The sequence below is a fragment of the Bradyrhizobium oropedii genome (assembly GCF_020889685.1).
Lineage (GTDB): Bacteria > Pseudomonadota > Alphaproteobacteria > Rhizobiales > Xanthobacteraceae > Bradyrhizobium > Bradyrhizobium oropedii.
The window spans coordinates 1-24480 of sequence record NZ_JACMYO010000085.1; the positions used below are offsets into that span (position 1 = coordinate 1).

Here is a 24480-nt window from a genome sequence, read left to right on the forward strand (position 1 = left end):
CGGGGAGAGGTCGGATTGCGCTCGGCGATGCGAAGCATCGTCCGGTGCAATCCGGGTGAGGGGGTACAGGTCTCACGACAGCCGCCACCCGCGGAGAAGGCCCCTCACCCCACCCCTCTCCCCGCGAAGAGCGGGGAGAGGGAGAAGACTCGGTCCTTCGCATGCCCAAAAAGTCGTCTTTGCGACAGGTTGCCGCACCGGATAGAAGGTGCCCGGTGGAAGCAACCAACGAAAAGTCAGGGAGACAAACACGATGAAATCGCTCTTGGCCGCAGCAGCGGCCGGCCTCGCGCTTGCGGCCTCCGGCACCGCGGCTCACGCCCAGATCTCCGATGACGTCGTCAAGATCGGCGTTCTCACCGATATGTCGAGCCTCTATGCGGACGCCACCGGCAAGGGCTCGGTTGCCGCCGTCGAAATGGCGGTCGCAGACTACGGCGCCAAGGTGAAGGGCAAGCCGGTGCAAGTCGTCGTGGCCGATCATCAGAACAAGCCCGACGTTGGCGTCAGCATCGCGCGCAACTGGTACGACAACGAGAAGGTCGATGCGATCCTCGACGTGCCGACCTCGTCGGTCGCGCTGCCGATCTCGGCGCTGACGCGTGAGAAGAACAAGATCCACATCAATTCCGGCGGCGGCTCCTCCGACATCACCGGCACCGCCTGCTCGCCGAACACCGTGCACTGGACCTACGACACCTACGCGCTGTCGAACGTCGCCGGCAAGGCGATGGTCAAGCGCGGCGAAGACACCTGGTTCTTCGTCACCGCCGACTACGCCTTCGGCATGGCGCTGGAGCGCGACGCCGCCAACGTCGTCAAGGAGACCGGCGGCAAGGTGCTCGGCGACGTGCGCCATCCGCTCAACTCGTCTGACTTCTCGTCCTTCCTGCTGCAGGCGCAGGCCTCGAAGGCCAAGGTCGTGGCGCTGGCGAATGCCGGCGGCGACACCACCACCGCGCTGAAGCAAGCCGCCGAGTTCGGCCTGAGCCAGGGCGGCCAGAAGTTGATCGCGCTGCTGATGGAAATCACCGACACCCATGCGCTGGGCCTGAAAGCGACACAGGGCCTGATCGTCACCGACGCGTTCTACTGGGACATGAACGACGAGACCCGCGCCTTCTCGAAGCGCTTCAACGAGAAGGTCGGCCACATGCCGACCATGATCCAGGCCGGCCTCTATTCTGCGACCATGCATTACCTGAAGGCGATCGACGCCATCGGCACCGACGAGGCGCCGAAGGTCATGGAGCAGATGCGCAAGACGCCGATCAACGACTTCTTCGCCAAGAACGGCCACATCCGGATCGACGGCCGCATGGTTCACGACATGTATCTGTTCGAGACCAAGAAGCCCGAGGAGTCCAAGGGCGAGTGGGACCTCTACAAGCTGATCGCAACCGTACCCGGCGACGAAGCGTTCCGCCCGCTCGACAAGGGCGGCTGCCCGCTGGTGAAGTCGAACTGACGAGCACGCTGCCGCGGGCCGGGTCCCCCGGATGTGCGCCTGATGACAGCCAACAAGAAATGCGCCCGGCCGGCACCGGGCGCATTTTTCTTTCCGCGGCAGGTCCCGGTAATCGCCCGCGTCAGCCGACGCTATTGGCCATTCGCGCGCGGGATCATCCAGGTCGAATACGTCTGCCAAACACCGTCGCCCAGATTGCGTTGATAGGCGATGAAATCGGCATGGTCGCCGTGCACGAGCTCATAGCGATAGTACCTTGAGAGGTCGTCGATCTGCTTGGTCATGGAACGTCTCCGTCATAAGGGAAAGTCCTGTATTTCGACGTAGTCGGCGCGAACCGAACGTCAATAGAATGACACGTATCATTCAATCACGGACGCGCGATCCGAATCTTGGCCGCAGCTTCAGCGCCCGGCACGATGCGAACTGTGGCGCGGCACCTGACCGATGCCGATGCCGCTCTCCTGGGCCTGAAGCCGCTGCAGCACCGCGGGCGGTAGCAGCACCAGCCTGGCCGCAGGCGTCGGCGCGCCGTTATTGAGCACGTCGCGATAGGGATAGAGTGCCTGGTAGGCAGCGGGCTCCGAGATCGCGGCCTGGGCCGAGGCCGCCGTCGCCGCGATAGCCGACAGCGCCGCAGCCAGCGCGACGGTTTTGAACGTCCTTGCGAGGTGGGAAATCCTGGTGGTCATGGTAACGCTCCCGCGATTTAGATCGCATGCGATTAATTCGTTCGCGCTTGATAAAGGCATGAAACGACCGGCCTTCAAGTATCCCGATTTAATCGGATACGATTTATTCGGGTGCGTGGCTTCAAATATCCGTGTGATCGGCGAGGCTATGCACGGCCGGCAAGGCCAGCCTGCTCGCGCGGCTCGCACTTTCGGAAATGCTTCTGGTGGACTGCGGAGGACCGACCGGCGACAAACGCTCGAGCAAAACACGCGTGTGCAACCCGGCAGTCATCGGACTGTCAGGAGACTGAGACAAGAAGGCAACCGCGTCGGCCCTGTTCGGCTCGGCCGTATGGCATCGCCCCGATGCCACACAAGAGATGGAGGCTTGGCCGTGAAGCACATTCGTTCGGGACAGAAACTACATGTTGCAGCGATGCTGCTCGGCGCGGCGGTCTTGCTGCCGACGCTGGCGTCGGCGCAAACCGGCACGGCGCCTGCCGGCGCCAAGCCCTTCCTGACGGTCGACCGAAAGCTGCCGCTCGTGATCGGGCATCGCGGCGTGCCGGGCCTGATGCCGGAGGAGACCGAAGCCTCGTACGAGCTGGCCGCCGACCTCGGCACGGACTCGCTCGAAGAGGACCTGCATTTGACCAGGGATTGCGTGCTGGTGGCGCGCCACAATCCGTGGCTCGGCGACAACACCAACGTCGCCGAAGTGGCAAAGACCAATGCGGAAGTCGCTAAACGCAAGCGCACGGTGCCCGGCGTTCCCGTCAAGGTGAAATGGGCGCAAACAGCGGCCGGCGGGCCAACCGAATATCCGACCGATCTCGTCGATCCGGCCGATCCGAAGTCGGTGCTGAAGGCGCTGATCGTCGATGGTGACGACCATACCAACGACTGGTCGATCACCGACTTCACCATGACCGAGCTAAGGACCTGGATCGCCGGCACCACCTATGATGCGGCCAACGAACGGCCGAAGCTGTTCAACGGCAAGTTTCCGATCATCAGCTTCCAGGACATCATCGACATCGCCAAGGCCAAGAGCAAGGCGACGGGACGCTCGATCTCCGTCTATCCGGAAACCAAGAACCCGACCTGGAACAATGCGCAGGCGATCGCCAATGGTTGCGGTGCGCCCGGCAGCCATCCGCTCGAGGACGCCCTGATCAAGATCATCAAGGAGAACGGGCTCAATGCAAAGGACGCGCCGATCATCGTCCAGAGCTTCGAGCCCGGCAGCCTGAAATACATGCGCAGCCACGGGCTGGAAACGCGACAGGTGCAGCTGATCGACGGCAACGGCGTCGACTTCAAGACCGGCAAGGTCTTGCTCAACAACATCGCCAATTCCCGTCCGTACGACTGGACGGTCGCGGGCGACTCCCGCACCTTCGATGCGATGCTGACGCCGGAAGGCCTGGCCGAGATCAAGACCTATGCCGACGGCATCGGTCCGTGGAAGGCCTATATCGTGCCGTACAAGATCTCGCCCTGGAAGGACGCCAACGCCGACGGCACGCCCTACAAGGGATCGACGGCCGATGCCTCGACGCAGGAAGCGACCAGCGTGGTTGCCGACGCACACAAGCTCGGCCTGTTCGTGTATGTCTTCACGTTCCGGAAGAGAAGAAGTATCTGGCCGCCGACTATCGCGGCGACCCCAGCCTGGAATATCTGAAGTTCTTCCGTCTCGGCGTGGACGGGGTGTTCACCGATTTCACCCACACCGGCGTTGCCGCCCGCGCTGCCTATTTGCGTGAACTGGGCTGGTGACCTCGTAACACGGCGCGCCCGGCATCGCCGGGCGCGCTTGCATCACCGCTGGAAAACCCGCAGCGTTGCGATCTGGAACGGCCGCAACGACAAACGACAGCGCCGCGCTTCGGTCGGAACGGCGGCGATACGATCTTCCAGCGTGTTGCTCATCCACACCGACGATATGTCGACGCCGAAATCGAGCGTCGCGGCGGCGCGAATGCCTGCACTTTCATAGAGCCGCACCACCCAGCCTTCGCCATCCTCGGCGGGCTTGATCGTATCGACGATGACGTTGGCCGGGGACACGGCCAGGAACGAATGCCGCAGCGGTGCGCGCGGCTGCCCCTTGGTCCAGAGCATCGGACGCTCAAAGCACAGCGCGCGCCCAACCGTGTCGGCGGCGCGCCAATCAGCCTGATGGGGATAGATCGCGTAGCGCATCCGGTGGCGTCCGATATCGGCCTGCGGATCAGGCAGCTCGGAGCCGCGCAGCAGCGTCAGCGCGAGCTGATTGCCAAACGCCGAATAGCCATGACGGCAATCGCTGAACAACGAAACGCCGAAATCCGGCTCGGCGAGATCGGCCCAGCGATGCCCCGGCACCTCGTACTTGGCCGCATCGGCATCGGTGCTGGCATGGGTCGGCCGCTCGGTTGCGCCGAACATGGTCTCATAGGTTGCGTTCGAAGCGCGACAGGCCACGGGGAACATGACCTTCAGCGCCGTCTTGCGCTCCTGCCAATCGACCGTCGTCTCGAATTCGAGATGATCCGCGCCGGCATCGAGGCGGATCACCTGGGAGAGCCGGCTCGCGCGTCCGAGCCCGCGCTCGAAACGGATCTCGCCGCGCAGCCCGCCATCCGACAGCACCTCGCAACTCACCTCCCCGGTGGCGTCGCGCGCGGTCTCCAGTGCGAATGGATCGATATCCCATGCCTCGAAATCGAGCGGCCTGTCGTCGAGCAGCAGCATGCGCGCCGCCGGCGATGCGAACGTCTCGCGGCCGCTTGCGATATGCAGCAGCGATCGGATCAGTCCGGTGCGGTCAATGCGAGCCGTGAGTTGCGCATTCGACAGCATGAAGCCGTCCGCATCGGCGGCAACGGTGACGCGGTCATCGGTCGGCTTCACTTCTCCCGCAGCAAAGGGCGCGGCGACGACATGGCGGAGCACCCCGTCGGGATCGGACGCGATCTCGGCACGCGCACGGCCCAGCGTGTTGACCGGCGTCCAACCGGCATCTCCGGAATCGCACAGCACGGCCAGCACGCCCTGTGTGCGGCGGTTGGCTTCCTCGGCAACCCCGGCGAGTTCGACCTCCGCCCGCTCGTAGACCTCGCGGATGCTGCTGCCGGGGATGATGTCGTGAAACTGGTTGACCAGCAGCGTCCGCCACAGACCTTCGATCTCCTGCGCGGACGGCGCCGGTTGCTGCCAGGCAGTCGCGACCGCGGCCACGAATTCGAGCGCCTGAAGGCCCGCCTCGCAAGCGCGATTGAGCCGCTTGGTCTCCGACTGCGTGGTGTAGGTGCCGCGATGATATTCGAGATAGAGCTCGCCTTCGATCGTCGCCAGATTCGGCGCCGACATCGCCAGGCGGTCGAAGAATTCGTCGACGGTGCGGATTTGAATCCGCGGCAGTCCCTGCAGATCCTTCATCCGCTGCAACGCCTCGAGCATCGTCTCATCGGCGCCGCCACCGCCGTCGCCATACCCGAACAGATAGAGTGCGTCGGGCGATCGGTCGGCGTCCTTGTAATTGGCCGCGTGATAGCGGAGCTCGGCAAGCTGCACCGATCCGTTGTAGGTGTCCGCCGGCGGGAAATGTGCCAGCACCGTGCTGCCGTCCAGTCCACGCCAGTGGAAGCTGTGATGCGGCGGCGTAGTGAACCTGTTCCACGACAGCTTCTGGGTCAGGAAGCGCGACATCCCCGCCGACTGCATCAGCTGCGGCAGCTGGGCATCGTAGCCGAACACGTCGGGATTCCAGAACACGGTGGAGCGTACACCGAACGTTCGCTCGAAGTAGCGCTGACCATAGAGAAACTGCCGGCAGATCGACTCGCCCCACGGCAGGTTGCAGTCCGGTTCGATCCAGCTGCCGCCAACCGGAATCCATTGCCCGGCCGCTGCCTTGGCACGGATCCGTGCGAACAGGTCTGGGTCGCTCTGCTCGATGACGGCATACTGATAGGCCTGCGAGCAGGCGAACTTGAAATCGGGATAGCGGTCCATCAGCGCGACGGCCGTGGAGAAGCTGCGTTGCGCCTTGCGGCGGGTTTCTGCCAGCGGCCACAGCCACGCGGTGTCGAGATGAGCATGGCCGATCGCCGACATCTCGTGAGCAATGGTGCCGTTGCGCGCCGCCAGCAAGCCGTTGAGAATATCCCGCGCCGCCGGCCATGTTGCGCGATCGTCGGGATCGGCGATGTTGCAAACGCGGTTGAGATCGTGCAGCAGGCGTCCCGCCCAGGTCCGGTCCAGCGCCGGCTGCGCGGTCTCGCCGACGGCGCCGTAGGCCCTGCTTTTCGTGACGGGATCCCGATCGGCCTCGAGCTGGCGCAGCACCTCGTAGTCGAAATAGAACGCGGAGGCCTCGGGATCGAAGCGGCGCAAGTCGCACGCGACCAGCGCGTAGGCTTGCGGATCGCTCCAGAACGCACCGAACAGGCCGTTGCAGGCAATCTCCACATGGAAGCTGACGGTCTCGCCACCACGCGCCGACGCAACAAGCGGCGCAGTGTGACGGCCGGGATTGAGGCCTTGCGACGAGCGTCCGTCGAGCCAAAGCAGCGCTTCCGAACGGCTGTCCCAATAGAGATCGACGCGCGAGCCGGCCCAGGCTTCCGGCACGTCGGCCACAACCCGCACCCAATAGGTCGCCCATAGCGGCCCCAGCGCCTCGCCCAACTCGACCGGCCGATAGTCCAGATCGCGGGCTTGCGCAAAGCTGATCCGCCCGGTGGGACCGGCGATTTCGAGCGAGGTGACCGGCACGCTGTCGGCATGAATCTTCTGTTGCAGCCGCTGCGCAAAGCTCTCCAGCCTGCGCCGCGTGTATTGCGGGTAGCGACCGCGGATCCGCGCTACCGCGGGATTGCCGCTCTCTCGATCGGTTTCATTCATCGGATTCTTCAGCCAGTTGACGAAAAAGGACCCAAGCGCAATTCAATGATTGATCATAGCAGCGGCGCCTCGCGGACATCACCTTACCAAAGGTGCATCGGCGCGATATCCAAAACTGTCTCTTGCCTAACTCGTTTGTTTTGCTCTTACGACCAGGGGTGTTATCCCCCGGCCAACAAAAAGCGCGCCCGGCAGTACCGGGCGCGCTGGTCTCTTACATTGCTACGATACGCGTCAGTCGGTCGCGTACTTGAACTCGGGCATCGCCTTCAGCTCATCCTTGGTCGCGCTGAACACGGCGTGATCCGGATACCAGGCATTCGGCTTCGATGCTGCCGCCGCCGGTGCTGCGCCCGTGGTGGTATTCGTCTTGGCGGTGCCGCCGGTGTCGTTGGATGCGCCGGTATAGGCGATCGGCTCGCTGACGAACTTCACCTTGTCGAGCGGCACGGCGACCAGATGCTCGCCGACGCCAAGGAAACCGCCGACGCCGATCACAACGGCCTTGATGGTACCGCCCTTCTCCATCAAGAGATCATTGATCGAGCCGACGCTCTCGTTCTTGTCGTTGTACACACTCAGTCCAACGACCTTCGACGCGCGCCAGTTGCCCTTGAATTCGGTCGGCGACGTGGCTGACGTTGATGCAGCCGGAGCCGGCGACGTGGTTGACGCCGCAGGAGCCATCCTGTCGCTCTTGTCGGCGGGCGCCTGCGCAAACGCGACGGTAGCAAGCAACGCGGAGCCGGCGACGCCGGCAAAGATGGATTTGATCAACATTGTGCGCTCTCCTCAGTTCGCAAAATCGATACTGGGAGAACCCGGGATATCGGCGACCGTTCCTATTGAAGCTGCGCTCAAAAGCCGCTTCGGCGCGTGGGAACACAATGCTTGGGAACGCCATGGAGGCGGTGCGCTAAGCCCGCACAGATAGACCTCCCCAACACTTGGAACATTGCGGTGCTTGACGAAAGCGACCGTCATCTCTCAGGTAAGCTGCGGTTGAGCCTCACGACTGCGCCGGACGCGCAGTCCCTGATGTGACGATGTTTGGCTCACTAAGTCGTCCCGGCGAACCGCGCTACGCACGCCGGCGTTCGTCCCTGCGATCACATCATCGATCAACCTGCGTCGATCCTGCGCGCATGTCACCGCGCGATCAGAAGCCGCCCCAGTAAGGCGGCACGCCGTAGAAGCGATGCAGCTCGACTTCCTGCGAGCGATCGCCCCAGTCGAAATCCTTGTCGGCGCGGAACGACGGCGCGCGCTTCAGCTCGTCGTCCTCGATGTCGAGCTCGTAGGCCTCGAACTTCGGATTGTAGTGCAGCCGGCCCCACGGCAGCGGAAGCAAATTGGTTCCGATGCCGAGGAAACCGCCGAAGCTCAACACCGCGTACGATACCTTGCCCGAGATCTTGTCGATCATCAGCCGTTCGATGTGGCCGATCATGTCGCCGTTGGCCCGGCGCACTGCCGTCCCCTCGACTCGGTCGCTCGCAACGAGTTGATGCGGCCTCGTCCTGACCTCGACAGCCATCTCACCCTCCCTGGCCTGAAAAAGAAACAACGCGTCGCCGGGGGAACGGGTTCCGGCCCCCGATACGACAGCGAACCTTCCCTTTTCCGGCTGTCGCGATCGCGGCAGGCCGAGGGGCCCCGCGGCAAGAGTTCAGCACGAATTTCAAGGCATTGGCTGGATGACAGAACGATAACTTTTCTCCACGGCAGCGACCTGTTAACTCGCTATTCCGGGCAAGATTTCAGACATACACTGAAACAAAATTCCTGAGCCGCTTTCCCCGAATCACGGACAAAAGATCGGTATGACCCAGGCTGCGCCCAATATCCTTGTCGTCGAGGACGACCGCGAAACGCGGTCCCTGATCGCAAAATACCTCCGAACCAATTCCTGCAATGTCACGACCGCCTCCGACGGTCGCGAGATGGCCAAGGCCATGACCGACCACCGCGTGGATCTGCTGGTGCTCGACGTCATGCTGCCCGGCGAGGACGGCCTCAGCCTGTGCCGCAAGGTGCGCGCGGTGTCGCAGACGCCGATCATCATGCTGACCGCGCGTGGCGAGGACGTCGACCGCATCCTTGGCCTCGAGATGGGCGCCGACGATTATCTGGCCAAACCGTTCAATCCGCGCGAGCTCTTGGCGCGGATCAACGCGGTGCTGCGCCGGCAGGCCGCCGCGCGCAACGCCAGCGCGATCGAGGGCGCGACCACGCTGAGCTTCCTCGGCTGGCGCATCGACATCCGCCTGCGCGAGCTGCGCAACCCCGAAGGCGCGCGCGTCGCCATGACCAGCGCCGAATTCGACCTGCTCCGCACCTTCTGCGAGCGGCCCGGCCGCGTGCTGTCGCGCGACAGCCTGCTCGACCTGACGCAGGGCCGCAGCGCCGGCTCGTTCGAGCGTTCGATCGACGTGCTGGTCAGCCGCATCCGTCGCAAGATCGAGCCCGATCCGCAGGAGGCCACCATGATCAAGACGGTGCGTTCCGGCGGCTATGTGTTCACTCCGAGGGTGGAGGCGGTTGCCGCCACGAGCAACTGACCATGAAGCTGCCGCGCGTGCTGAGTCTGCGGGGGATCGGCGCCCAGATGGCGGCGCTGGTCGTTGTCTCGATCGTCGCGCTGCATCTGATCATCACGGCCACCTTCCTGATCCATCGCCCGGACCGGCCGGAGCCTTCGGATCGCTGGCACACCCAGCTCGCCGCCGCCGCGCAACTGCTGGGGCATGCCCCGGCATCGGAGCGGCCGCGGCTCCAGGCCGACATCATCAGAGCCTTCCCGCAGCTTGCGATCGGTGACTTTACGTCAGATACCGGCGCGCTCACCGAGACTGATCCGCCGAGCCTGCACGCGCTGCGCCGGCTCGGCGCCGGCTATCGCGTCTTCTCGCTGCCGCCCGAGGCGACCAGCAAACCGCACGACACCGAGATTCGCCGCGTCGCCATCCGCCTGCCCGACGGCGCGATGTTCGCCGCGAACCTGATGCCGGACCAGCACATGCGCCCGTTCTGGGGCGGGCCGTGGATGATGACGGTGCTGTTCGCGGTCATCAGCGTCACGCTGCTCGGACTGTGGGCGGCATGGGCGCTGACGGCGCCGCTGTCGTCCTTCGTCAAGGCCGCCGAGACCTTCAGCCTGAACGGTGCCGCTGCGCCGCTGCCTGAGCGCGGCCCCGAGGAGATCCGCTCGCTGGCCAAGGCGCTGAACCGGATGCGCGAGCGCATCACCGCGTTGATCGACGACCGCACCAAGATGCTGGCCGCGATCAGCCATGACCTGCGCACGCCGATCACGCGGATGCGGCTGCGCGCCGAATTCATCGAGGACGAGACCAATCGTCACCGCATGCTGCGCGACCTCGACCAGATGCGCTCGATGCTGGAATCGGTGCTGTCGTTCCTGCGCAACGACCGCAAGCTCGAGGAGATGACGCTGGTCGACATCGCGAGCACGCTGCACCTCGTCACCGATCAGTTCGTCGACATGGGGCACAAGGTCAACTACGAGGGCCCGCAGCACGCGATGGCGACCGTGCGGCCCGCCGACCTGCATCGCTGCATCACCAATCTGGTGGACAATGCCGCGCGCTTCGGCGGCGAGGTCATCGTGCGCCTCGACGCCAGGCCCGATCGCCTCGTCATCGACATCGAGGACGATGGCCCCGGCATCTCGGACGCGCACAAGGCGACCGTGCTGGAGCCCTTCGTGCGCGGCGACCAGGCGCGCAACATGGACGAGGCCGAGGGCTTCGGCCTCGGCCTGTCGATCGCCAACGCCATCGTGCTCGCGCATCGCGGCACGCTGTCGCTGCACGATCGCAAGCCGCACGGGCTGGTGGTCCGGGTCGAATTGCCGGCGCGACAGCAGACGTTGCAGAAATCCGCGGCCTGATCCGGCGTAGCAGATCAGCGACCGAGCAGATCGACGACGATCAGGCGGCGAGCGGCGTGAGCTGCGTGTGGTCGTAGATTGCGACCGCCTCGAAGCGGTAATTGCAGGCGCGGCAATTCCACAGATAGGACGTGCGCCCTTCGCTGTGCTCCACCCAATCAGGGCGTGCAATCGGCTTGCCGCATTGCGCGCAGGGATTTTCGCGAGGCATATAGCCAGTGTCCTGACGGACTGAATCTTGACGATTCATGGCGCATCTCCCGAATGTTGTTTCTTGCGTGCTTTTGAACGGACAGACGTGCTGACTCAACACGCGCGCTCTGCCTCGCGATGAAGTGTAGACCTTCATCGAGTCGTTTGCACGACAAACCGCTGTGGATAGCGTGCGGCAACGGCGAACAAGAAAAATTGGTAGCCAAAACAATTCTTGGCTGAGTCAATCGAAGCAAACAATTTGAAGCATCTCGCAAGCGCGTCGTTCGCTGCTCCCACATCCGGACAATCACGGGCGCACAACGTTCGCTGATGCGAAGGTTTTGCCACATTCCTGCCTGCTCGCCGTACCAATGAGACCGCAGAGCCGACGCGCGTTTGATCACCCGAGCGACCCGAGATGAAGACCGTGCAAGTCCTTAGCTACCTGGCCGCTATTGCGTGGCTTGCGTCCTGCGCCGCCGCGAATGCGCAATCGCGCGCGCAATATGAGGCGATGGTGGCGGCCGAGGCGCGGGCGAACCTGGTGCCGGAAGAGCTGGTGCATCGCGTCATCGTCCGCGAGAGCAAATACCAGCCGCATTTGATCGGGCGCGGCGGCGCCATCGGCATGATGCAGATCAAGCTCGCGACCGCCCGCGGGGTCGGCTACACCGGTACCGCCGAAGGTCTGCGCGACGCCGCGACCAACCTCAAATACGGCGTCAAATACCTCGCCGGCGCCTATCGCGCCGCCAATGGCGATCACGACCGAGCCGTGCGTTATTTCGCGGGCGGGTATTACTACGTCGCAAAGCGCCAGCGCGGCGGTCACCTCAAGGAGGCGAAGCACGGCGGCGCGGGTGCACCGCCCAAGGAGCTCGCCAAGCAGGACCAAATGTCGGACCAGTTGACGGTCGATCCCGCCGAGCCGAAGCCGGAACAGGCCGCAAAATAAAGCCGATCGCGTCCGCACCGCGCCGGCCGCGCATGGCGTAGTCGGCCGTCCTCAGCGCGCGGCCTCACCGCAAATCACGCAATCGTTCCACCGGCAATCTCGTGTGATGAGGTGCGGCGCCGCAGCGTGCCGTGCCTGGCATACAAGTTGACACGCCCGCCCATCCGCCTACATTAGGGGCGTTCCGAGGGGTGCTCCGAAGGAGGAGCTGAGATACCGCAAGCTTGGACTTCGCCACGTTGGATCAACGAAGTGGCGATCAGTTCGGGACCGCGGTGACCCTTTGAACCTGATCCGGGTCATGCCGGCGAAGGGACAGGGATGTATCAGACGTCAAGACTGCGGGAGGATTCCCCCGTCTCCATCATCGGCGCAGGCATAACCGGCGCCTGGCATGCGTTGTTGCTCGCAGAGGCCGGACGTGCCGTCACCCTGCATGAGCGCAGTGACGCTGGGATGACGGAATCCACAAGCCACTGGGCCGGCGGGATGCTGGCGCCCTGGTGCGAAGAGGAGGCAGCCGAGCCGGTGATCACCCGCCTCGGCATCCGCTCGCTCGACCTGTGGCGGCGGCATCTTCCGGAAACGCCGTTCAACGGCTCGCTGGTGGTGGCGCATCCGCGCGACCGCGCCGATTTCGAGCGCTTTGCCCGTCTCACCACCGGCCATCGCCGGCTCGACGCCGAGGGCGTCCGCGAACTGGAGCCTGCGCTCGAGGGCCGTTTCGGCGCCGGCCTGTTCTATCCCGAGGAGGGCCATGTCGAGCCGCGCCGCGTGCTGCCGCGGCTGCATGCCGCGATCACCAAGGCCGGCGGCGCCATCAGGTTCGGCAGCGACGCCGAGGCTGATGATCTCGACGGCTTCGTGATCGACTGCCGAGGACTAGCCGCGCGCGACCGCGAGCCGACGCTGCGCGGCGTCAAGGGCGAGATGATCGTCATCGAGACCGCGGAGGTCGAGCTGTTGCGTCCGGTGCGGCTGATCCATCCGCGCTGGCCGCTCTACGTGATCCCGCGCGGCGACGGCCGCTTCATGCTGGGCGCGACCTCGATCGAGGCCGAGGACAACGGCGTCAGCGTGCGCTCGGCGCTGGAGCTGCTCGGGGCCGCCTATGTCGTGCATCCCGCCTTCGGCGAGGCGCGCATCGTCGAATTCGGCGCTGGGCTCAGGCCCGCCTTTCCCGACAATCTGCCGAAGATCAGGATCGAGCAGGAACGCATCACGGTGAACGGACTCTACCGTCACGGCTTCCTGCTGGCGCCCGCGCTGGCCGAACTGACGCTCGCCTATCTCCAGCGCGGCGAAATCGACAATGAGGTGATGCAATGCGCGTGATCGTCAACGGTGAGCAGCGGGAGATCAGCGCCGTCAGCGTCAACGCGCTGCTGGCCGAGCTCGACTACGAGGGCACCCATTTCGCGATCGCACTGAATTACGACGTGGTGCCGAAGAGCCGCTGGGCCGAGACCGCGCTGAAAGCCGGCGACGAGATCGAGATCATCACGCCGCGGCAGGGAGGATGATGATGCAGAATACGCGCTCTCTCCCCACGTCGTCCCTGCGAAAGCAGGGACCCATAACCACGACCGGCAATTGTTGGAAAGAACGTCGCCCCGCGTGCCCCATTGAAGGGCCGCGGCGTATGGGTCCCTGCTTTCGCAGGGACGACAGATTGATGTGAGGAGACACATGGTCACCTTCTATGGCAAATCCTTCCCGTCCCGCCTGTTGATCGGCACCGCGCTCTACGCCTCGCCTGCGATCATGCAGAACGCGATCCGCGCTTCCGGCGCCAGCATCGTCACGGTGTCGCTGCGGCGCGAGGCCGCCGGCGGCAAGACCGGCGATGCATTCTGGTCGCTGATCCGCGAGCTCGGCGTCACCGTACTGCCGAACACCGCCGGCTGCCGCAGCGTGCGCGAGGCCGTCACCACCGCCAAGCTCGCGCGCGAATTGTTCGGCACGCCGTGGATCAAGCTCGAGGTGATCGCCGACAACGACACGCTGCAGCCCGACGTGGTCGGCCTGGTCGAGGCCGCCACGATCCTGATCAAGGACGGTTTTGAGGTGTTCCCCTATTGCACCGAGGATCTCTCGGTCGCCTCGCGGCTGGTCGAGGCCGGCTGCAAGGTGGTGATGCCGTGGGCCGCGCCGATAGGAAGTGCAAAAGGCATCACCAACCGCGATGCGCTCAAGCTGCTGCGCGATCGTCTCCCCGACATCACGCTGGTGGTCGATGCCGGCCTCGGCGCACCATCGCATGCCGCCGAGGCGCTCGAGCTCGGCTACGACGCCGTGCTGCTCAACACCGCCGTGGCAAAGGCCGCCGATCCCGTGGCGATGGCCAATGCCTTCCGCCTCGGCGTCGAGGCCGGCCGCACTGCCTATGAAGCCGGGCTGATGCAAGCCCGCGACTTCGCCTCCCCCTCCACCCCTGTCGTTGGGACCCCGTTCTGGCATGCCGTATCCTGATCCGTTCTATCCCGTCGTCGACAGCATCAAATGGGTCGAGCGACTGACAAAACTCGGCGTCGGCACCATCCAGCTGCGCGCGAAAGAGCTCGACGATTCAGGCGCCCTGCACATCGTCAGCGACGCGCTCGCGGTCACCAAGGGCACGGGTACAAAACTCGTCGTCAACGACTACTGGCGCGCGGCGATCGTCGCCGGTGCCGAGCATCTGCATCTCGGTCAGGAAGATCTTGCCGACGCCGATCTCACCGAGATCCGCAAGGCTAAACTGACGCTCGGCGTCTCCACCCATGACGATTCCGAGCTCGCCACTGCGCTCGCCGCGAAGCCCGACTATGTCGCGCTCGGCCCGATCTTCTTCACCACGCTGAAGTCGATGCGGTTCGAGCCGCAGGGCATTGCGAAGATCACCGAGTGGAAGAAGCGGATCGGCGCCATTCCCCTTGTCGCGATCGGCGGCATCAAGTTCGAGCACGCCGCCGAGATCTTCGCCGCCGGCGCCGATTCGATCGCCGTCGTCTCCGACGTCACCCAGAACGCCGACCCCGACGCGCGGGTGCGGCAATGGCTCGGCCTCAACGCGGAGGCCGCGTGATGCACACGAATCTCACCACCGTCATTGCGAGGAGCGCAAGCGACGAAGCAATCCATTCCTCCGCTTGCGGGACCATGGATTGCTTCGCTGCGCTCGCAATGACGAATTCAACTGACACGAATTAAAACGGAGGATCCCTCATGAACATCCGCTCCAACCCCGACACCACCCGTCCCGCCGTCACCACCGGATCGCTGCCCGCCTCGCGCAAGATCTTCGCGACACCCGCGAGCGCGCCCGATCTCCGCGTGCCGCTGCGCGAGATCATCCTGTCGGAGGGCGCCGGCGAGCCCAACCTGCCGGTCTATGACACCTCGGGCCCCTACACCGATCCGAACGTCACGATCGACGTCAACTCCGGCCTGCCCCGCAATCGCCTCGCCTGGGTCAAGGAGCGCGGCGGCGTCGAGGAATATCAGGGCCGCACCATCAAGCCGGAGGACAACGGCAATGTCGGCGCAGCCCACGCCGCCAAGGCGTTCACCGCGCACCACACGCCGCTGCGCGGCCTCGACGGCCACAAGATCACCCAGCTCGAATTCGCCCGCGCCGGCATCATCACCAAGGAGATGATCTACGTCGCCGAGCGCGAGAATCTCGGCCGCAAGCAGCAGCTCGAACGCGCCGAGGCCGCACTCGCCGACGGCGAGAGCTTCGGCGCCGCGGTGCCGGCCTTCATCACCCCGGAGTTCGTCCGCAGCGAGATCGCGCGCGGCCGCGCCATCATTCCCTCGAATATCAACCACGCCGAGCTCGAGCCGATGATCATCGGCCGCAACTTCCTCACCAAGATCAACGCCAATATCGGCAACTCGGCGGTGACCTCGTCGGTCGAGGAAGAGGTCGACAAGATGGTGTGGGCGATCCGCTGGGGCGCCGACACCGTGATGGACCTCTCGACGGGGCGCAACATCCACACCACCCGCGAATGGATTTTGCGCAACTCGCCGGTGCCGATCGGCACCGTGCCGATCTACCAGGCGCTGGAGAAGTGCGACGGCGATCCCGTCAAGCTGACCTGGGAGCTCTACAAGGACACGCTGATCGAGCAGTGCGAACAGGGCGTCGACTATTTCACGATCCATGCCGGCGTGCGGCTGTCCTACATCCACCTCACCGCCAACCGCGTCACCGGCATCGTGTCGCGCGGCGGCTCGATCATGGCGAAGTGGTGCCTCGCGCATCACAAGGAGAGCTTCCTCTACACCCATTTCGACGAGATCTGCGACCTCATGCGCAAGTATGACGTCTCGTTCTCGCTCGGCGACGGCCTGCGCCCCGGCTCGATTGCCGACGCCAACGACCGCGCGCAGTTCGCCGAGCTGGAGACGCTCGGTGAATTGACGAAGATCGCGTGGGACAAGGGCTGCCAGGTGATGATCGAGGGCCCCGGCCACGTGCCGATGCACAAGATCAAGATCAACATGGACAAGCAGCTCAAGGAATGCGGCGAGGCACCGTTCTACACCCTCGGGCCACTGACGACAGACATCGCGCCGGGCTACGACCACATCACCTCGGGCATTGGCGCGGCAATGATCGGCTGGTTCGGCTGCGCGATGCTCTGCTACGTCACGCCGAAGGAGCATCTGGGTCTGCCCGACCGCAACGACGTCAAGGTCGGCGTCATCACCTACAAGATCGCGGCCCACGCCTCTGACCTCGCCAAGGGCCACCCGGCCGCGCAGCTCCGCGACGACGCGCTGTCCCGCGCCCGCTTCGACTTCCGCTGGCAGGACCAGTTCAACCTCGGCCTCGATCCCGAGACCGCGAAGAACTTCCACGACGAGACCCTGCCGAAGGAAGCCCACAAGGTCGCGCATTTCTGCTCGATGTGCGGTCCGAAGTTCTGCTCGATGAAGATCACCCAGGACGTCCGCGACTACGCCGCGACGCTCAACGATCCGACCGGCGTCGGGATGTCGACGTCAGGCACCATCGAGGACGGCATGGCGACGATGAGCGCCAAGTTCAAGGAGATGGGCGAGAACCTGTATCTCGACGCGGACAAGGTGAAGGAGAGCAATCGGGTGTTGTGAGGGGCGATTTGCCTACCAACAACTCGAACGTTCGACGAATGAAGAGCCGGGCCAAAGCGCCCGGCTCTTTTGTGCGTCGTAGCAACGACGACAACATACTAAAGATTGCGCCGACTTGACACTACACGTGATAAACTTCAACTATTCGCCGAAGCTTTCTGTTGCTCGAGGACCTATGAAATCGAATCTTGCTAAGATCTCGGACGAGATCGACAAAGGCACCACTCCGCCGCCGGTAACCACACGAGAGTTTCTATCTTGGTTTGGCGCTCAACGGCGAGGTTATTCGATAGTCGCTCAAATCCGGCGCGAACTGAAGGCGCATAAGCTGGAAACAACTCCTGACTTCGAGTCCAACTACATTGATGCGCCACTTCAAATAGCTCGGGTAGAGGCCGTCTCAGACAACAGCGCCACATCAGGTGAGAGAGTCGCCACTACCACCCTGCCGGAAGCCGTTAACAATCCAGCGGTCGTGGAAATTACGACCTCAGATTGGGTTCGGCGAGATCCCACCTACAGACTGAGCAAGCTGGCGCCCGCAAATCAAAATATTATTAGCGTGAAGCCCGATAGCTCGCTAGCCGAAGTGGTCGCTCTTCTTCTCTTGAAGAACTTCTCGCAGCTTCCCTTGGGGAAAGAACTATTCACGGCGCCGATGCAACTGGATGCCGCGAAGCTTGCGGTTCATTTCAATCAAGCGACCATATGGGATGGTACGGCAGGCGAGTTCAAATATCTCTTCTTGCCGTACGATCTAAGAGCCGCAGCGGGATACTCCACATTTCACGCGACGTTCGCGGTGCCAAATCTTGTGGGCGCCGTTTCGACCACCAACCTTGATGTTCGCGACCCCAACCTACCGCAGTCCCAAATGTTCGAGATCATCAGCCGCCGCTTTTACAAGGTCATGATTCGATCGATCGCGCAATCGGCCGGCCTTCGCGGCGAAGGGTGCACCCTTGCGTTCCCTTTCGGCTTGGCAGCGCTTGATCGAAAAACGTCTGAATTCTGCCCATCCGACCTCGCGGCGCTGGTTGCAGCCGGCATCCTCAAAGAAAAGGAAAGTGCGGAGGGAAGCGACTGTTTCGCGACGTCCGCATCGGAGCCGATCGATCGACGCGCTCGAATGGTGCAGAGCGAGACGAGAAAATGGTGGGTTACGCTTCGCTAACCCACCCTACTATGTACGCGACGCCGACGCTCCTACAGCTGCCACCCCGGCCTCATCCCACGCCCCAAATTCAATCTCCTGATATCCCTTCTCCGCCACCCCGTTGATGATCCCTAAAAACTTCGGCGTGCCGCCGTTGTAGACGAAGTAGCGCACGGTGCCCTCTTCGTGGCCGGGGACGTTGGAGTTGTAGCCGGTGAACCAGCCCTTGGCTTTGCGCATCAGCATGATCTCGTACATCTTGACGACATGCGCGCGGTCCAGCGCTGCTGCGCCTCCAGCGTAGCGTCGGCGCGGGTCAGGCCGCGGGCCCACATGTATTGCAGCAGATGGGAGCACCAGTTGACGCCGTTCTCGATGCCGCGCGGGAAGTTCGTCGAGGCCGAGGCGCTTTGCGGCCCGGTCGGCATCAACAAATTCGGGAAGCCGTGCACGAGCATGCCGAGGAAGGTCGACGGCGCCTGCTTCCATTTGTCGGCGAGGCGTTCGCCGCCGATGCCGCTGATATCGATCAGATCGTAGGCGCCGGTGATGGCGTCGAAGCCGGTGGCGTAGACGATGATGTCGAAGTCGTAGTCGCGCCGTAGTGCGCAAGCCGGTCTCGGTGACGCGGACCAGCGGCGTCTCGGAGAGATCGACGAGATGCACATTGTCGCGGTTGTACGCCTCGAAATACCGGGTCTCCAGCGGCAGCCGCTGCACGCCGAAGCCGTGATCCCGCGGGATCAGCTTTTCGGCGACCTTCGGATCGTTGACGCGGCCGCGGATGCGGCCAAAGCGCCAAGCGCGTCTTCGCGCTGGGTAAACTGGGGCATCTATCGAAAGCGAAGAGGCCGGGCGAGAGCGCGGTCTTTTTGCTTCGGGCGCCTGTACTCATAAATCCGTTGTATGTTTGTGCGCGGATTGTACAGCCGGTCACGAAAGCACCCGCCCAAGGCCGACCCTTAGCTATGAGCTATGCGACAGCGCCAGATGCTCCGCAGAACCATTGACTTGGATCAACGAAAGGTCCGCGATCTCATCGAATGCTCTGATGCTGAAGCGGTTTGGCGAGAACTCCACGTCTGGTTCACAGAGGGTCCGATAGCCCAACCCCCCTCTCGATTGGAGAGTTTCATGAGAACCTTCAATGCCGTGCTACTCGTACTTCTCGTTGCGCAATCGGCCTCGACACAGGCTGCGGATTTGAACGGAGCCTGGACGATCGACGCCTCGGCCTGCGACCAGGTATTCACCAAGGAGAACAACAAGCTCGCGTTCAGGAAAGACGCTGATTTCAACGCGGGCGGCCTGATCGTCCAGGGCAAGCAAATCACCGGCACGTTTCAAAAATGCACCGTCAAATCGTTGCATGATGACGGGAAGGATGTACGAGTGATCGCGTCATGCTCGGACGGTGTCGCGATTTCAGACGTGGCATTCGACGTGAAACTCTCCGGAGAGAATAAGATCACACTCAGCTCCAAGGAGCCGGTGCCGGTGTCGACGCCGTATGTTCGCTGCCCGATGTGACGTCGGTGGCGACGGCTCGAGCAAGTAGGCCGGATCAGCAAGGCTCGTAGGGTGGGTTGGCCGAAGGCGTGACCCGCCCTACGATGCTGACGCGCCAACGGCCGCGGCCTGCACGCGTCCCCCCGCCCCCTTCCCAAACTCAATCTCCTGATACCCCTTCTCCGCCACGCCGTTGATGATCCCCAGAAACTTCGGCGTGCCGCCGTTGTACACGAAATACCGCACCGTGCCTTCCTCGTGGCCGGGGACGTTGGAGTTGTAGCCGGTGAACCAGCCCTTGGCTTTGCGCATCAGCATGATCTCGTACATTTTGACGACATGCGCGGTCCAGCGCTCTTGCGCCTCCAGCGTCGCATCGGCGCGGGTCAGGCCGCGGTCCCACATGTATTGCATGAGATGGGTGCACCAGTTGACGCCGTTCTCGATGCCGCGCGGGAAGTTCGTCGACGCGGAGGCGCTCTGCGGGCCGGTCGGCATCAGCAGGTTCGGGAAGCCATGCACGAGCATGCCGAGGAAGGTCGACGGCGCCTGCTTCCATTTGTCGGCGAGACGCTCGCCGCCGATGCCCCTGATATCGATCAGGTCATAAGCGCCGGTGATGGCGTCGAAGCCGGTGGCGTAGACGATGATGTCGAAGTCGTAGTCGCGCGCCGTGGTGCGCAGGCCTGATGCGGTGACGCGGACCAGCGGCGTCTCGGAGAGATCGACGAGCTGCACATTGTCGCGGTTGTAGGCCTCGAAATACCGGGTCTCCAGCGGCAGGCGTTGCACGCCGAAGCCGTGATCCCGCGGGATCAGCTTGTCGGCGACCTTGGGATCGTTGACGCGGCCGCGGATGCGGCCCGCGATATATTCCGACAGCTCCGCATTGGCGGCTTCATCCATGAAGATCTCGCGGAAGTTTGCCAGCCAGATGCCGAAGCCGGGCTCATCGTAGAGCCTGTTCCACAGCGCCAGCCGCTCCTCGCGGCTCACCTCGTAGAAGCCGCGCTTGTCGGGACCGTGGACAAAACTGCCGGGCGTCAGCGCGCAGGCGGCGAAGATCTCGTCGTAGCGGGCGCGGATGTCGGCCATCTCCGCTTCCGAGATCTCGCTGTTGTTCAGCGGTGCGCTCCAGTTCGGCCGGCGCTGGAACACCGTGAGCTCACCGACCTTGTCGGCAATCTCCCCGATCACCTGAATGCCGGTCGCGCCGGTGCCGATCACGGCGACCTTCTTGCCCGCGAGATCGACCGCCTCGTGCGGCCAGTAATAGGTATGGAACGAGCGGCCCTTGAAGTCCTCGATCCCGGGCACGCGCGGCATGGTCGGCGCGGACAGCAGCCCGATCGCGAGCACGACAAAGCGGCAGGTCAGGGTACGGCCGTCGCCGAGCCTCAACTGCCAGAGATCGCGCGTCTCGTCGAACTGCATGGTCTCGACCTTGCAACTGAATTGCATGTGCTTGCGCAGGTCGAACTTGTCCGCGACGTAGTTGAGGTAGCGCAGGTTCTCGGGCTGGCCGGAAAAGCGTTCCTTCCAGTGCCACTCGTCGAGCAGTTCGCGCGAGAACGAGAAGCCATAGGTGTAGCTCTCTGAATCGAAGCGGCAGCCGGGATAGCGGTTCCAGTACCAGGTGCCGCCGAGATCGGGCGCGGCTTCCAGCACGGTGGCATCGATGCCGAGATCGGCCAGCCGCTTGATCTGGTAGATGCCCGCGACGCCGGCGCCGACCACGATCACCTCGTAATGGGTTTTTGCCTCTCCCGTCATGGATCGCTCCAATAGTCTTCTTGATCTGTTTGGCCGGATTACAGACCGTTTTGCCGGATCAGGCAACCGGGCGCGAGCGGGCGCGACTTGCGTTGAGACGCTGCCTGTGCAGCTCGGCCCCCCGTCATTGCGAGCGAAGCGAAGCAATCCATCGCGCCGCATGTGTGGAAAGATGGATTGCTTCGTCGCTATCGCTCCTCGCAATGACGGAATGGCAGACATTGAGGGCATTCGGTAACACGTAGTCCGGATGAGCGTAGCGATATCCGGGGTTTATATCGGTCCTGCATATCGCTACGCTTATGAGGCTGCGCACCGCCACACGCCGCATTTCGACAGGGCTACCATGACCGACAATCTCACCGGCGTCTGGGACGGCAGCTATGTGCAACCCAGCGGCATGGTCACGTTCCTGGCGACGCTGATCGACGCCGGCGGCGCGCTCGGCGGCAGCGTGACCGAGCCCTGCATGGCGCCCGGCTGCCCGCTGAGCACGCACAATGCGTCGCTTGCGGGTCACCGCTCCGGCAACGCGGTGACGTTCGTCAAGCGCTACGAGCCGCCGGGCTACGGCTATGGCACCGTGCACTATGAAGGCGCGGTCAATGCCGACGCGACAGAGATAGACGGCCGCTGGAGCATCCGCGGCACGGCGTTCTCGGGAAGGTTCTTGATGGTGCGTGCGACCGGGCCGGCGCAGGCGGTGACGACGGAAGACGAGATCAAGGAGCCGGTGCGTTAGCGCCTGATGAGATCAGGGGGAATCGAGCCGCGGACTCCGCTTCACCTGGCCCCGCTTGCGGCAGGGCAATCGCATATGGCGACGGCCATGTCCCGTAACGCGCGGTGAGGCGCGCCTGCGCAACTTCGGAATAATAGAATAATATCCCTGAGTTGCCCGACATGTCAAGTTGCGTGTCGAATGCCGGCACGCCGCCGGCTACTGTGCATGGGGTTGTTTTCCATATTTTGGCAATGCGCCCCTGCGGAGGCAGGCCATATGCGGTGAGAGCCCCTCACCCCAGCCCTCTGAGAGCAAGCTTCGCTTGCCTCGACCCCGCAGGAACGGGGCGAGGGAGATTTACCGACAGCCCTCAGCCCAGCACCGCCAGCTCGCGCGCGAGGTTGTCGCGGGCGCGGCGGTCGTAGGTCGCCGCAAAGCCGGCATCGGGGAAGATCACCGGACGCTCGGCAAAGTGCCTAAGCACCCTGGCACGGCCGGCGCGATAATCGGCATCGCCGACATGGATGAACTCCTGCCGGATCGCCGCCGCATAGGCATCGTAGCGCGCGGGCTCGGCGCCGAGAATGCTGAGGTCGATCGAGATCAGGATCGCGCCAAGGCGGTCGCCCGCCTGAACGTCGTGCGTCTTCGTCAAACGGATCAGGCGGCCGACCTCGTGAGCGATGTCGGCGCGGACATGCAGTTCGGCGAACTGCGCGCTGCGCTCTTCATTGTCCGACCGCGTCGGATCGTAGACGACGTCGTGCCACCAGATCGCTTCCGACAGGATTTCGCGCTCGGCCGCCGAAAGACCGTCGACACGCGCGAGCGCCGCGAGGCAGTCCTCGATATGCGCGAGGTTGTGATAGTGGCGGCCGGGTGCCGTGTAGGCGGCGGCCAATTCATCGCGGTTCATTACCGAATGATAGAACGAGAGCGGCGGAAATGGTAGGCAGCAGCCGGATGAGCGACTTGCGCGATACCACTTCTCACCGCCTCCCCGACCAGCTCCGCGCCGACCTGCGCCTGGTGTTCGTCGGCACTGCGGCGAGCACGCGCTCGGCCGCGGTCGGGCATTACTATGCACATCCCGGCAACCGCTTCTGGCGCGCGCTGCATGAGGCCGGCATCACGCCGCGGCTTTATCGGCCGGACGAATACGCAGCGCTGCTCGAACTCGGCATCGGCTTCACCGATCTCTCCAAGACCGGCGCCGGGATGGATCATGAGATTGCGCGGCAATCGTTCGATGTCACGGGCTTCAGGGCGAAGATCGCAACGGTTCGGCCGAAGACGATCGCCTTCACCAGCAAGAAGGCGGCGAGCCTGTTTTACGACAGACCGACCAGCGCGCTTGCGCTCGGGCGGCAGCCGCACATCAATGGTTTTCCCGACGTGTTCGTGCTGCCGTCGCCATCGGGCGCGGCGTCCGGGCATTGGACCTTGCAGCCGTGGCGCGAGCTCGCCGAGTGGATCACGGAATCGTAGGGTGGGTTAGTCGAAGGCGTAACCCGCCATCTTCAAACGCGGACACAGGTCGGCGGGTTATGCTTCGCTAACCCGCCCTACGCAGCGGCGCCCGCTATTCCTTCAGCGTGATCGCCAATCCGCTGAGATCGACATTGGCCATCAGGCCGATCTGCTTGCCGCTCAATTCGAGCACCGCGCCGTTCTGGTTGGTCAAGAGGATGCCGCGCATGCCGGCACCGAGCGCGACGCCCACGCCCGCCGCGGCATAGACGCCGGCGATATCCTGGGCGCGGCGGATGTTGCGCACCCGGCCCTGCAACGTGGTCTGGGAGCCGCCGAACACCAGGCCATAATCCAGCCCGCCGGCGGTGAGCCCGTAGGTCTGGCCGTGGAAGGTCAGGACGCCCTTGCCGGCGGAGCCGCCGAAGATCCAGCCGCCCTTGAAGATGACCAGCGTCACCGCGCCCTCGTCAGCCAGCGCGGCGGACGATCCGGTGAGCAGCGCCAGCGCGAACAGCACGGCGCGGGCGGCGGACGAAAATCTCATGGGGAGTTCTCCGGACGAAGTGAGGCGAGAAACAAATCGCGGCAATCCAGCCGATGGGTTGCGGTGCCCGCAGGCCACGCGGGATTGCGCTTGTTCC

The 24480-nt window shown here is 63.9% G+C and carries 25 protein-coding genes and 1 riboswitch; of the genes, 14 read left to right on the forward strand and 11 right to left on the reverse strand.

What is annotated here, in order from left to right; translation table 11 throughout:
* The first annotated feature begins 253 nt into the window (after positions 1 to 253).
* Positions 254 to 1468 carry an ABC transporter substrate-binding protein gene (locus H8A95_RS23085; protein WP_163160819.1) on the forward strand — a complete coding sequence of 405 codons (1215 nt, stop codon included), beginning with the start codon at positions 254 to 256 and terminating at the stop codon, positions 1466 to 1468.
* A gap of 131 nt (positions 1469 to 1599) precedes the next feature.
* Here the strand turns inward: H8A95_RS23085 and H8A95_RS23090 are convergent, their stop codons facing one another.
* Positions 1600 to 1752, reverse strand: a complete 153-nt coding sequence (locus H8A95_RS23090) for a hypothetical protein (protein ID WP_229185166.1) — start codon at positions 1750 to 1752, stop codon at positions 1600 to 1602.
* A 120-nt stretch (positions 1753 to 1872) separates the two neighbouring features.
* Positions 1873 to 2160: a hypothetical protein gene (locus H8A95_RS23095; RefSeq protein WP_229185167.1), complete on the reverse strand. Its 288-nt coding sequence runs from the start codon at positions 2158 to 2160 to the stop codon at positions 1873 to 1875.
* A 376-nt stretch (positions 2161 to 2536) separates the two neighbouring features.
* Between H8A95_RS23095 and H8A95_RS23100 the strand changes: the two genes are divergently transcribed.
* Positions 2537 to 3829, forward strand: coding sequence for a glycerophosphodiester phosphodiesterase family protein (locus H8A95_RS23100; protein WP_229185168.1), 1293 nt, complete (start codon positions 2537 to 2539; stop codon positions 3827 to 3829).
* A gap of 137 nt (positions 3830 to 3966) precedes the next feature.
* Here the strand turns inward: H8A95_RS23100 and H8A95_RS23105 are convergent, their stop codons facing one another.
* From H8A95_RS23105 to H8A95_RS23115, 3 genes are all read right to left on the reverse strand, one after another.
* Positions 3967 to 7035: an alpha-mannosidase gene (locus H8A95_RS23105; protein ID WP_229185169.1), complete on the reverse strand. Its 3069-nt coding sequence runs from the start codon at positions 7033 to 7035 to the stop codon at positions 3967 to 3969.
* A gap of 234 nt (positions 7036 to 7269) precedes the next feature.
* On the reverse strand, positions 7270 to 7815 hold the full coding sequence (locus H8A95_RS23110; RefSeq protein ID WP_229185170.1) for a PRC-barrel domain-containing protein: 546 nt from the start codon (positions 7813 to 7815) through the stop codon (positions 7270 to 7272).
* Between the two features lie 379 nt (positions 7816 to 8194).
* Positions 8195 to 8572 (reverse strand): PRC-barrel domain-containing protein, encoded by a 378-nt coding sequence (locus H8A95_RS23115; RefSeq protein ID WP_229185171.1) that lies wholly within the window; start codon positions 8570 to 8572, stop codon positions 8195 to 8197.
* 286 nt (positions 8573 to 8858) lie between these two features.
* Between H8A95_RS23115 and H8A95_RS23120 the strand changes: the two genes are divergently transcribed.
* Positions 8859 to 9596 (forward strand): response regulator, encoded by a 738-nt coding sequence (locus H8A95_RS23120; protein ID WP_229185172.1) that lies wholly within the window; start codon positions 8859 to 8861, stop codon positions 9594 to 9596.
* Between the two features lie 2 nt (positions 9597 to 9598).
* Positions 9599 to 10948 (forward strand): ATP-binding protein, encoded by a 1350-nt coding sequence (locus tag H8A95_RS23125; RefSeq protein ID WP_229185173.1) that lies wholly within the window; start codon positions 9599 to 9601, stop codon positions 10946 to 10948.
* 40 nt (positions 10949 to 10988) lie between these two features.
* Here the strand turns inward: H8A95_RS23125 and H8A95_RS23130 are convergent, their stop codons facing one another.
* Positions 10989 to 11198 (reverse strand): hypothetical protein, encoded by a 210-nt coding sequence (locus H8A95_RS23130; RefSeq protein WP_229185174.1) that lies wholly within the window; start codon positions 11196 to 11198, stop codon positions 10989 to 10991.
* A 363-nt stretch (positions 11199 to 11561) separates the two neighbouring features.
* Between H8A95_RS23130 and H8A95_RS23135 the strand changes: the two genes are divergently transcribed.
* The 7 genes from H8A95_RS23135 to H8A95_RS23165 all read left to right on the forward strand — a co-directional run bounded on the left by H8A95_RS23135 (position 11562) and on the right by H8A95_RS23165 (position 18378).
* Positions 11562 to 12098 (forward strand): lytic transglycosylase domain-containing protein, encoded by a 537-nt coding sequence (locus H8A95_RS23135; RefSeq protein ID WP_229185175.1) that lies wholly within the window; start codon positions 11562 to 11564, stop codon positions 12096 to 12098.
* Between the two features lie 177 nt (positions 12099 to 12275).
* Positions 12276 to 12432: riboswitch (TPP riboswitch) on the forward strand.
* Entirely contained in the window at positions 12420 to 13433 is a 1014-nt protein-coding gene (locus H8A95_RS23140; RefSeq protein ID WP_229185176.1) for an FAD-dependent oxidoreductase, read from the forward strand. Its footprint overlaps the riboswitch before it by 13 nt.
* Complete coding sequence (thiS, locus tag H8A95_RS23145; protein WP_229185177.1) at positions 13424 to 13621, forward strand: sulfur carrier protein ThiS; 198 nt, start codon at positions 13424 to 13426, stop codon at positions 13619 to 13621. Before H8A95_RS23140 ends, thiS begins: the two co-directional genes overlap by 10 nt.
* A 166-nt stretch (positions 13622 to 13787) precedes the next feature.
* Positions 13788 to 14570 carry a thiazole synthase gene (locus H8A95_RS23150; protein WP_229185178.1) on the forward strand — a complete coding sequence of 261 codons (783 nt, stop codon included), beginning with the start codon at positions 13788 to 13790 and terminating at the stop codon, positions 14568 to 14570.
* Positions 14557 to 15165 (forward strand): thiamine phosphate synthase, encoded by a 609-nt coding sequence (locus H8A95_RS23155; RefSeq protein ID WP_229185179.1) that lies wholly within the window; start codon positions 14557 to 14559, stop codon positions 15163 to 15165. Before H8A95_RS23150 ends, H8A95_RS23155 begins: the two co-directional genes overlap by 14 nt.
* 140 nt (positions 15166 to 15305) lie before the next feature.
* Positions 15306 to 17204 (forward strand): phosphomethylpyrimidine synthase ThiC, encoded by a 1899-nt coding sequence (gene thiC, locus H8A95_RS23160; protein WP_229185180.1) that lies wholly within the window; start codon positions 15306 to 15308, stop codon positions 17202 to 17204.
* 175 nt (positions 17205 to 17379) lie between these two features.
* The gene (locus H8A95_RS23165) at positions 17380 to 18378 is read left to right on the forward strand and encodes a hypothetical protein (RefSeq protein WP_229185181.1); all 999 of its coding nucleotides are present in this window, start codon (positions 17380 to 17382) and stop codon (positions 18376 to 18378) included.
* A gap of 9 nt (positions 18379 to 18387) precedes the next feature.
* Here H8A95_RS23165 and H8A95_RS23170 read toward each other — a convergent pair whose 3' ends face one another.
* Both H8A95_RS23170 and H8A95_RS23175 read right to left on the reverse strand, forming a co-directional pair.
* Positions 18388 to 18600 carry a hypothetical protein gene (locus tag H8A95_RS23170; protein ID WP_229185182.1) on the reverse strand — a complete coding sequence of 71 codons (213 nt, stop codon included), beginning with the start codon at positions 18598 to 18600 and terminating at the stop codon, positions 18388 to 18390.
* Positions 18600 to 19028: an NAD(P)/FAD-dependent oxidoreductase gene (locus H8A95_RS23175; RefSeq protein WP_229185183.1), complete on the reverse strand. Its 429-nt coding sequence runs from the start codon at positions 19026 to 19028 to the stop codon at positions 18600 to 18602. Before H8A95_RS23175 ends, H8A95_RS23170 begins: the two co-directional genes overlap by 1 nt.
* Positions 19029 to 19494: 466 nt before the next feature.
* Between H8A95_RS23175 and H8A95_RS23180 the strand changes: the two genes are divergently transcribed.
* Positions 19495 to 19890 (forward strand): hypothetical protein, encoded by a 396-nt coding sequence (locus tag H8A95_RS23180; protein ID WP_229185184.1) that lies wholly within the window; start codon positions 19495 to 19497, stop codon positions 19888 to 19890.
* 78 nt (positions 19891 to 19968) lie between these two features.
* On the opposite strand, the gene H8A95_RS23185 is transcribed toward H8A95_RS23180, so the two are convergent.
* The gene (locus H8A95_RS23185) at positions 19969 to 21642 is read right to left on the reverse strand and encodes a flavin-containing monooxygenase (protein ID WP_229185185.1); all 1674 of its coding nucleotides are present in this window, start codon (positions 21640 to 21642) and stop codon (positions 19969 to 19971) included.
* Between the two features lie 346 nt (positions 21643 to 21988).
* Here H8A95_RS23185 and H8A95_RS23190 point away from each other — a divergent pair, with 346 nt between their 5' ends.
* Positions 21989 to 22384 carry a hypothetical protein gene (locus H8A95_RS23190; RefSeq protein WP_229185186.1) on the forward strand — a complete coding sequence of 132 codons (396 nt, stop codon included), beginning with the start codon at positions 21989 to 21991 and terminating at the stop codon, positions 22382 to 22384.
* A gap of 352 nt (positions 22385 to 22736) precedes the next feature.
* On the opposite strand, the gene H8A95_RS23195 is transcribed toward H8A95_RS23190, so the two are convergent.
* Positions 22737 to 23282, reverse strand: a complete 546-nt coding sequence (locus H8A95_RS23195) for an HD domain-containing protein (RefSeq protein WP_229185187.1) — start codon at positions 23280 to 23282, stop codon at positions 22737 to 22739.
* A gap of 47 nt (positions 23283 to 23329) precedes the next feature.
* Between H8A95_RS23195 and H8A95_RS23200 the strand changes: the two genes are divergently transcribed.
* Positions 23330 to 23854: a mismatch-specific DNA-glycosylase gene (locus H8A95_RS23200; RefSeq protein WP_229185188.1), complete on the forward strand. Its 525-nt coding sequence runs from the start codon at positions 23330 to 23332 to the stop codon at positions 23852 to 23854.
* 94 nt (positions 23855 to 23948) lie between these two features.
* On the opposite strand, the gene H8A95_RS23205 is transcribed toward H8A95_RS23200, so the two are convergent.
* Positions 23949 to 24383, reverse strand: coding sequence for a hypothetical protein (locus tag H8A95_RS23205; protein ID WP_163162592.1), 435 nt, complete (start codon positions 24381 to 24383; stop codon positions 23949 to 23951).
* Positions 24384 to 24480 lie beyond the last annotated feature (97 nt).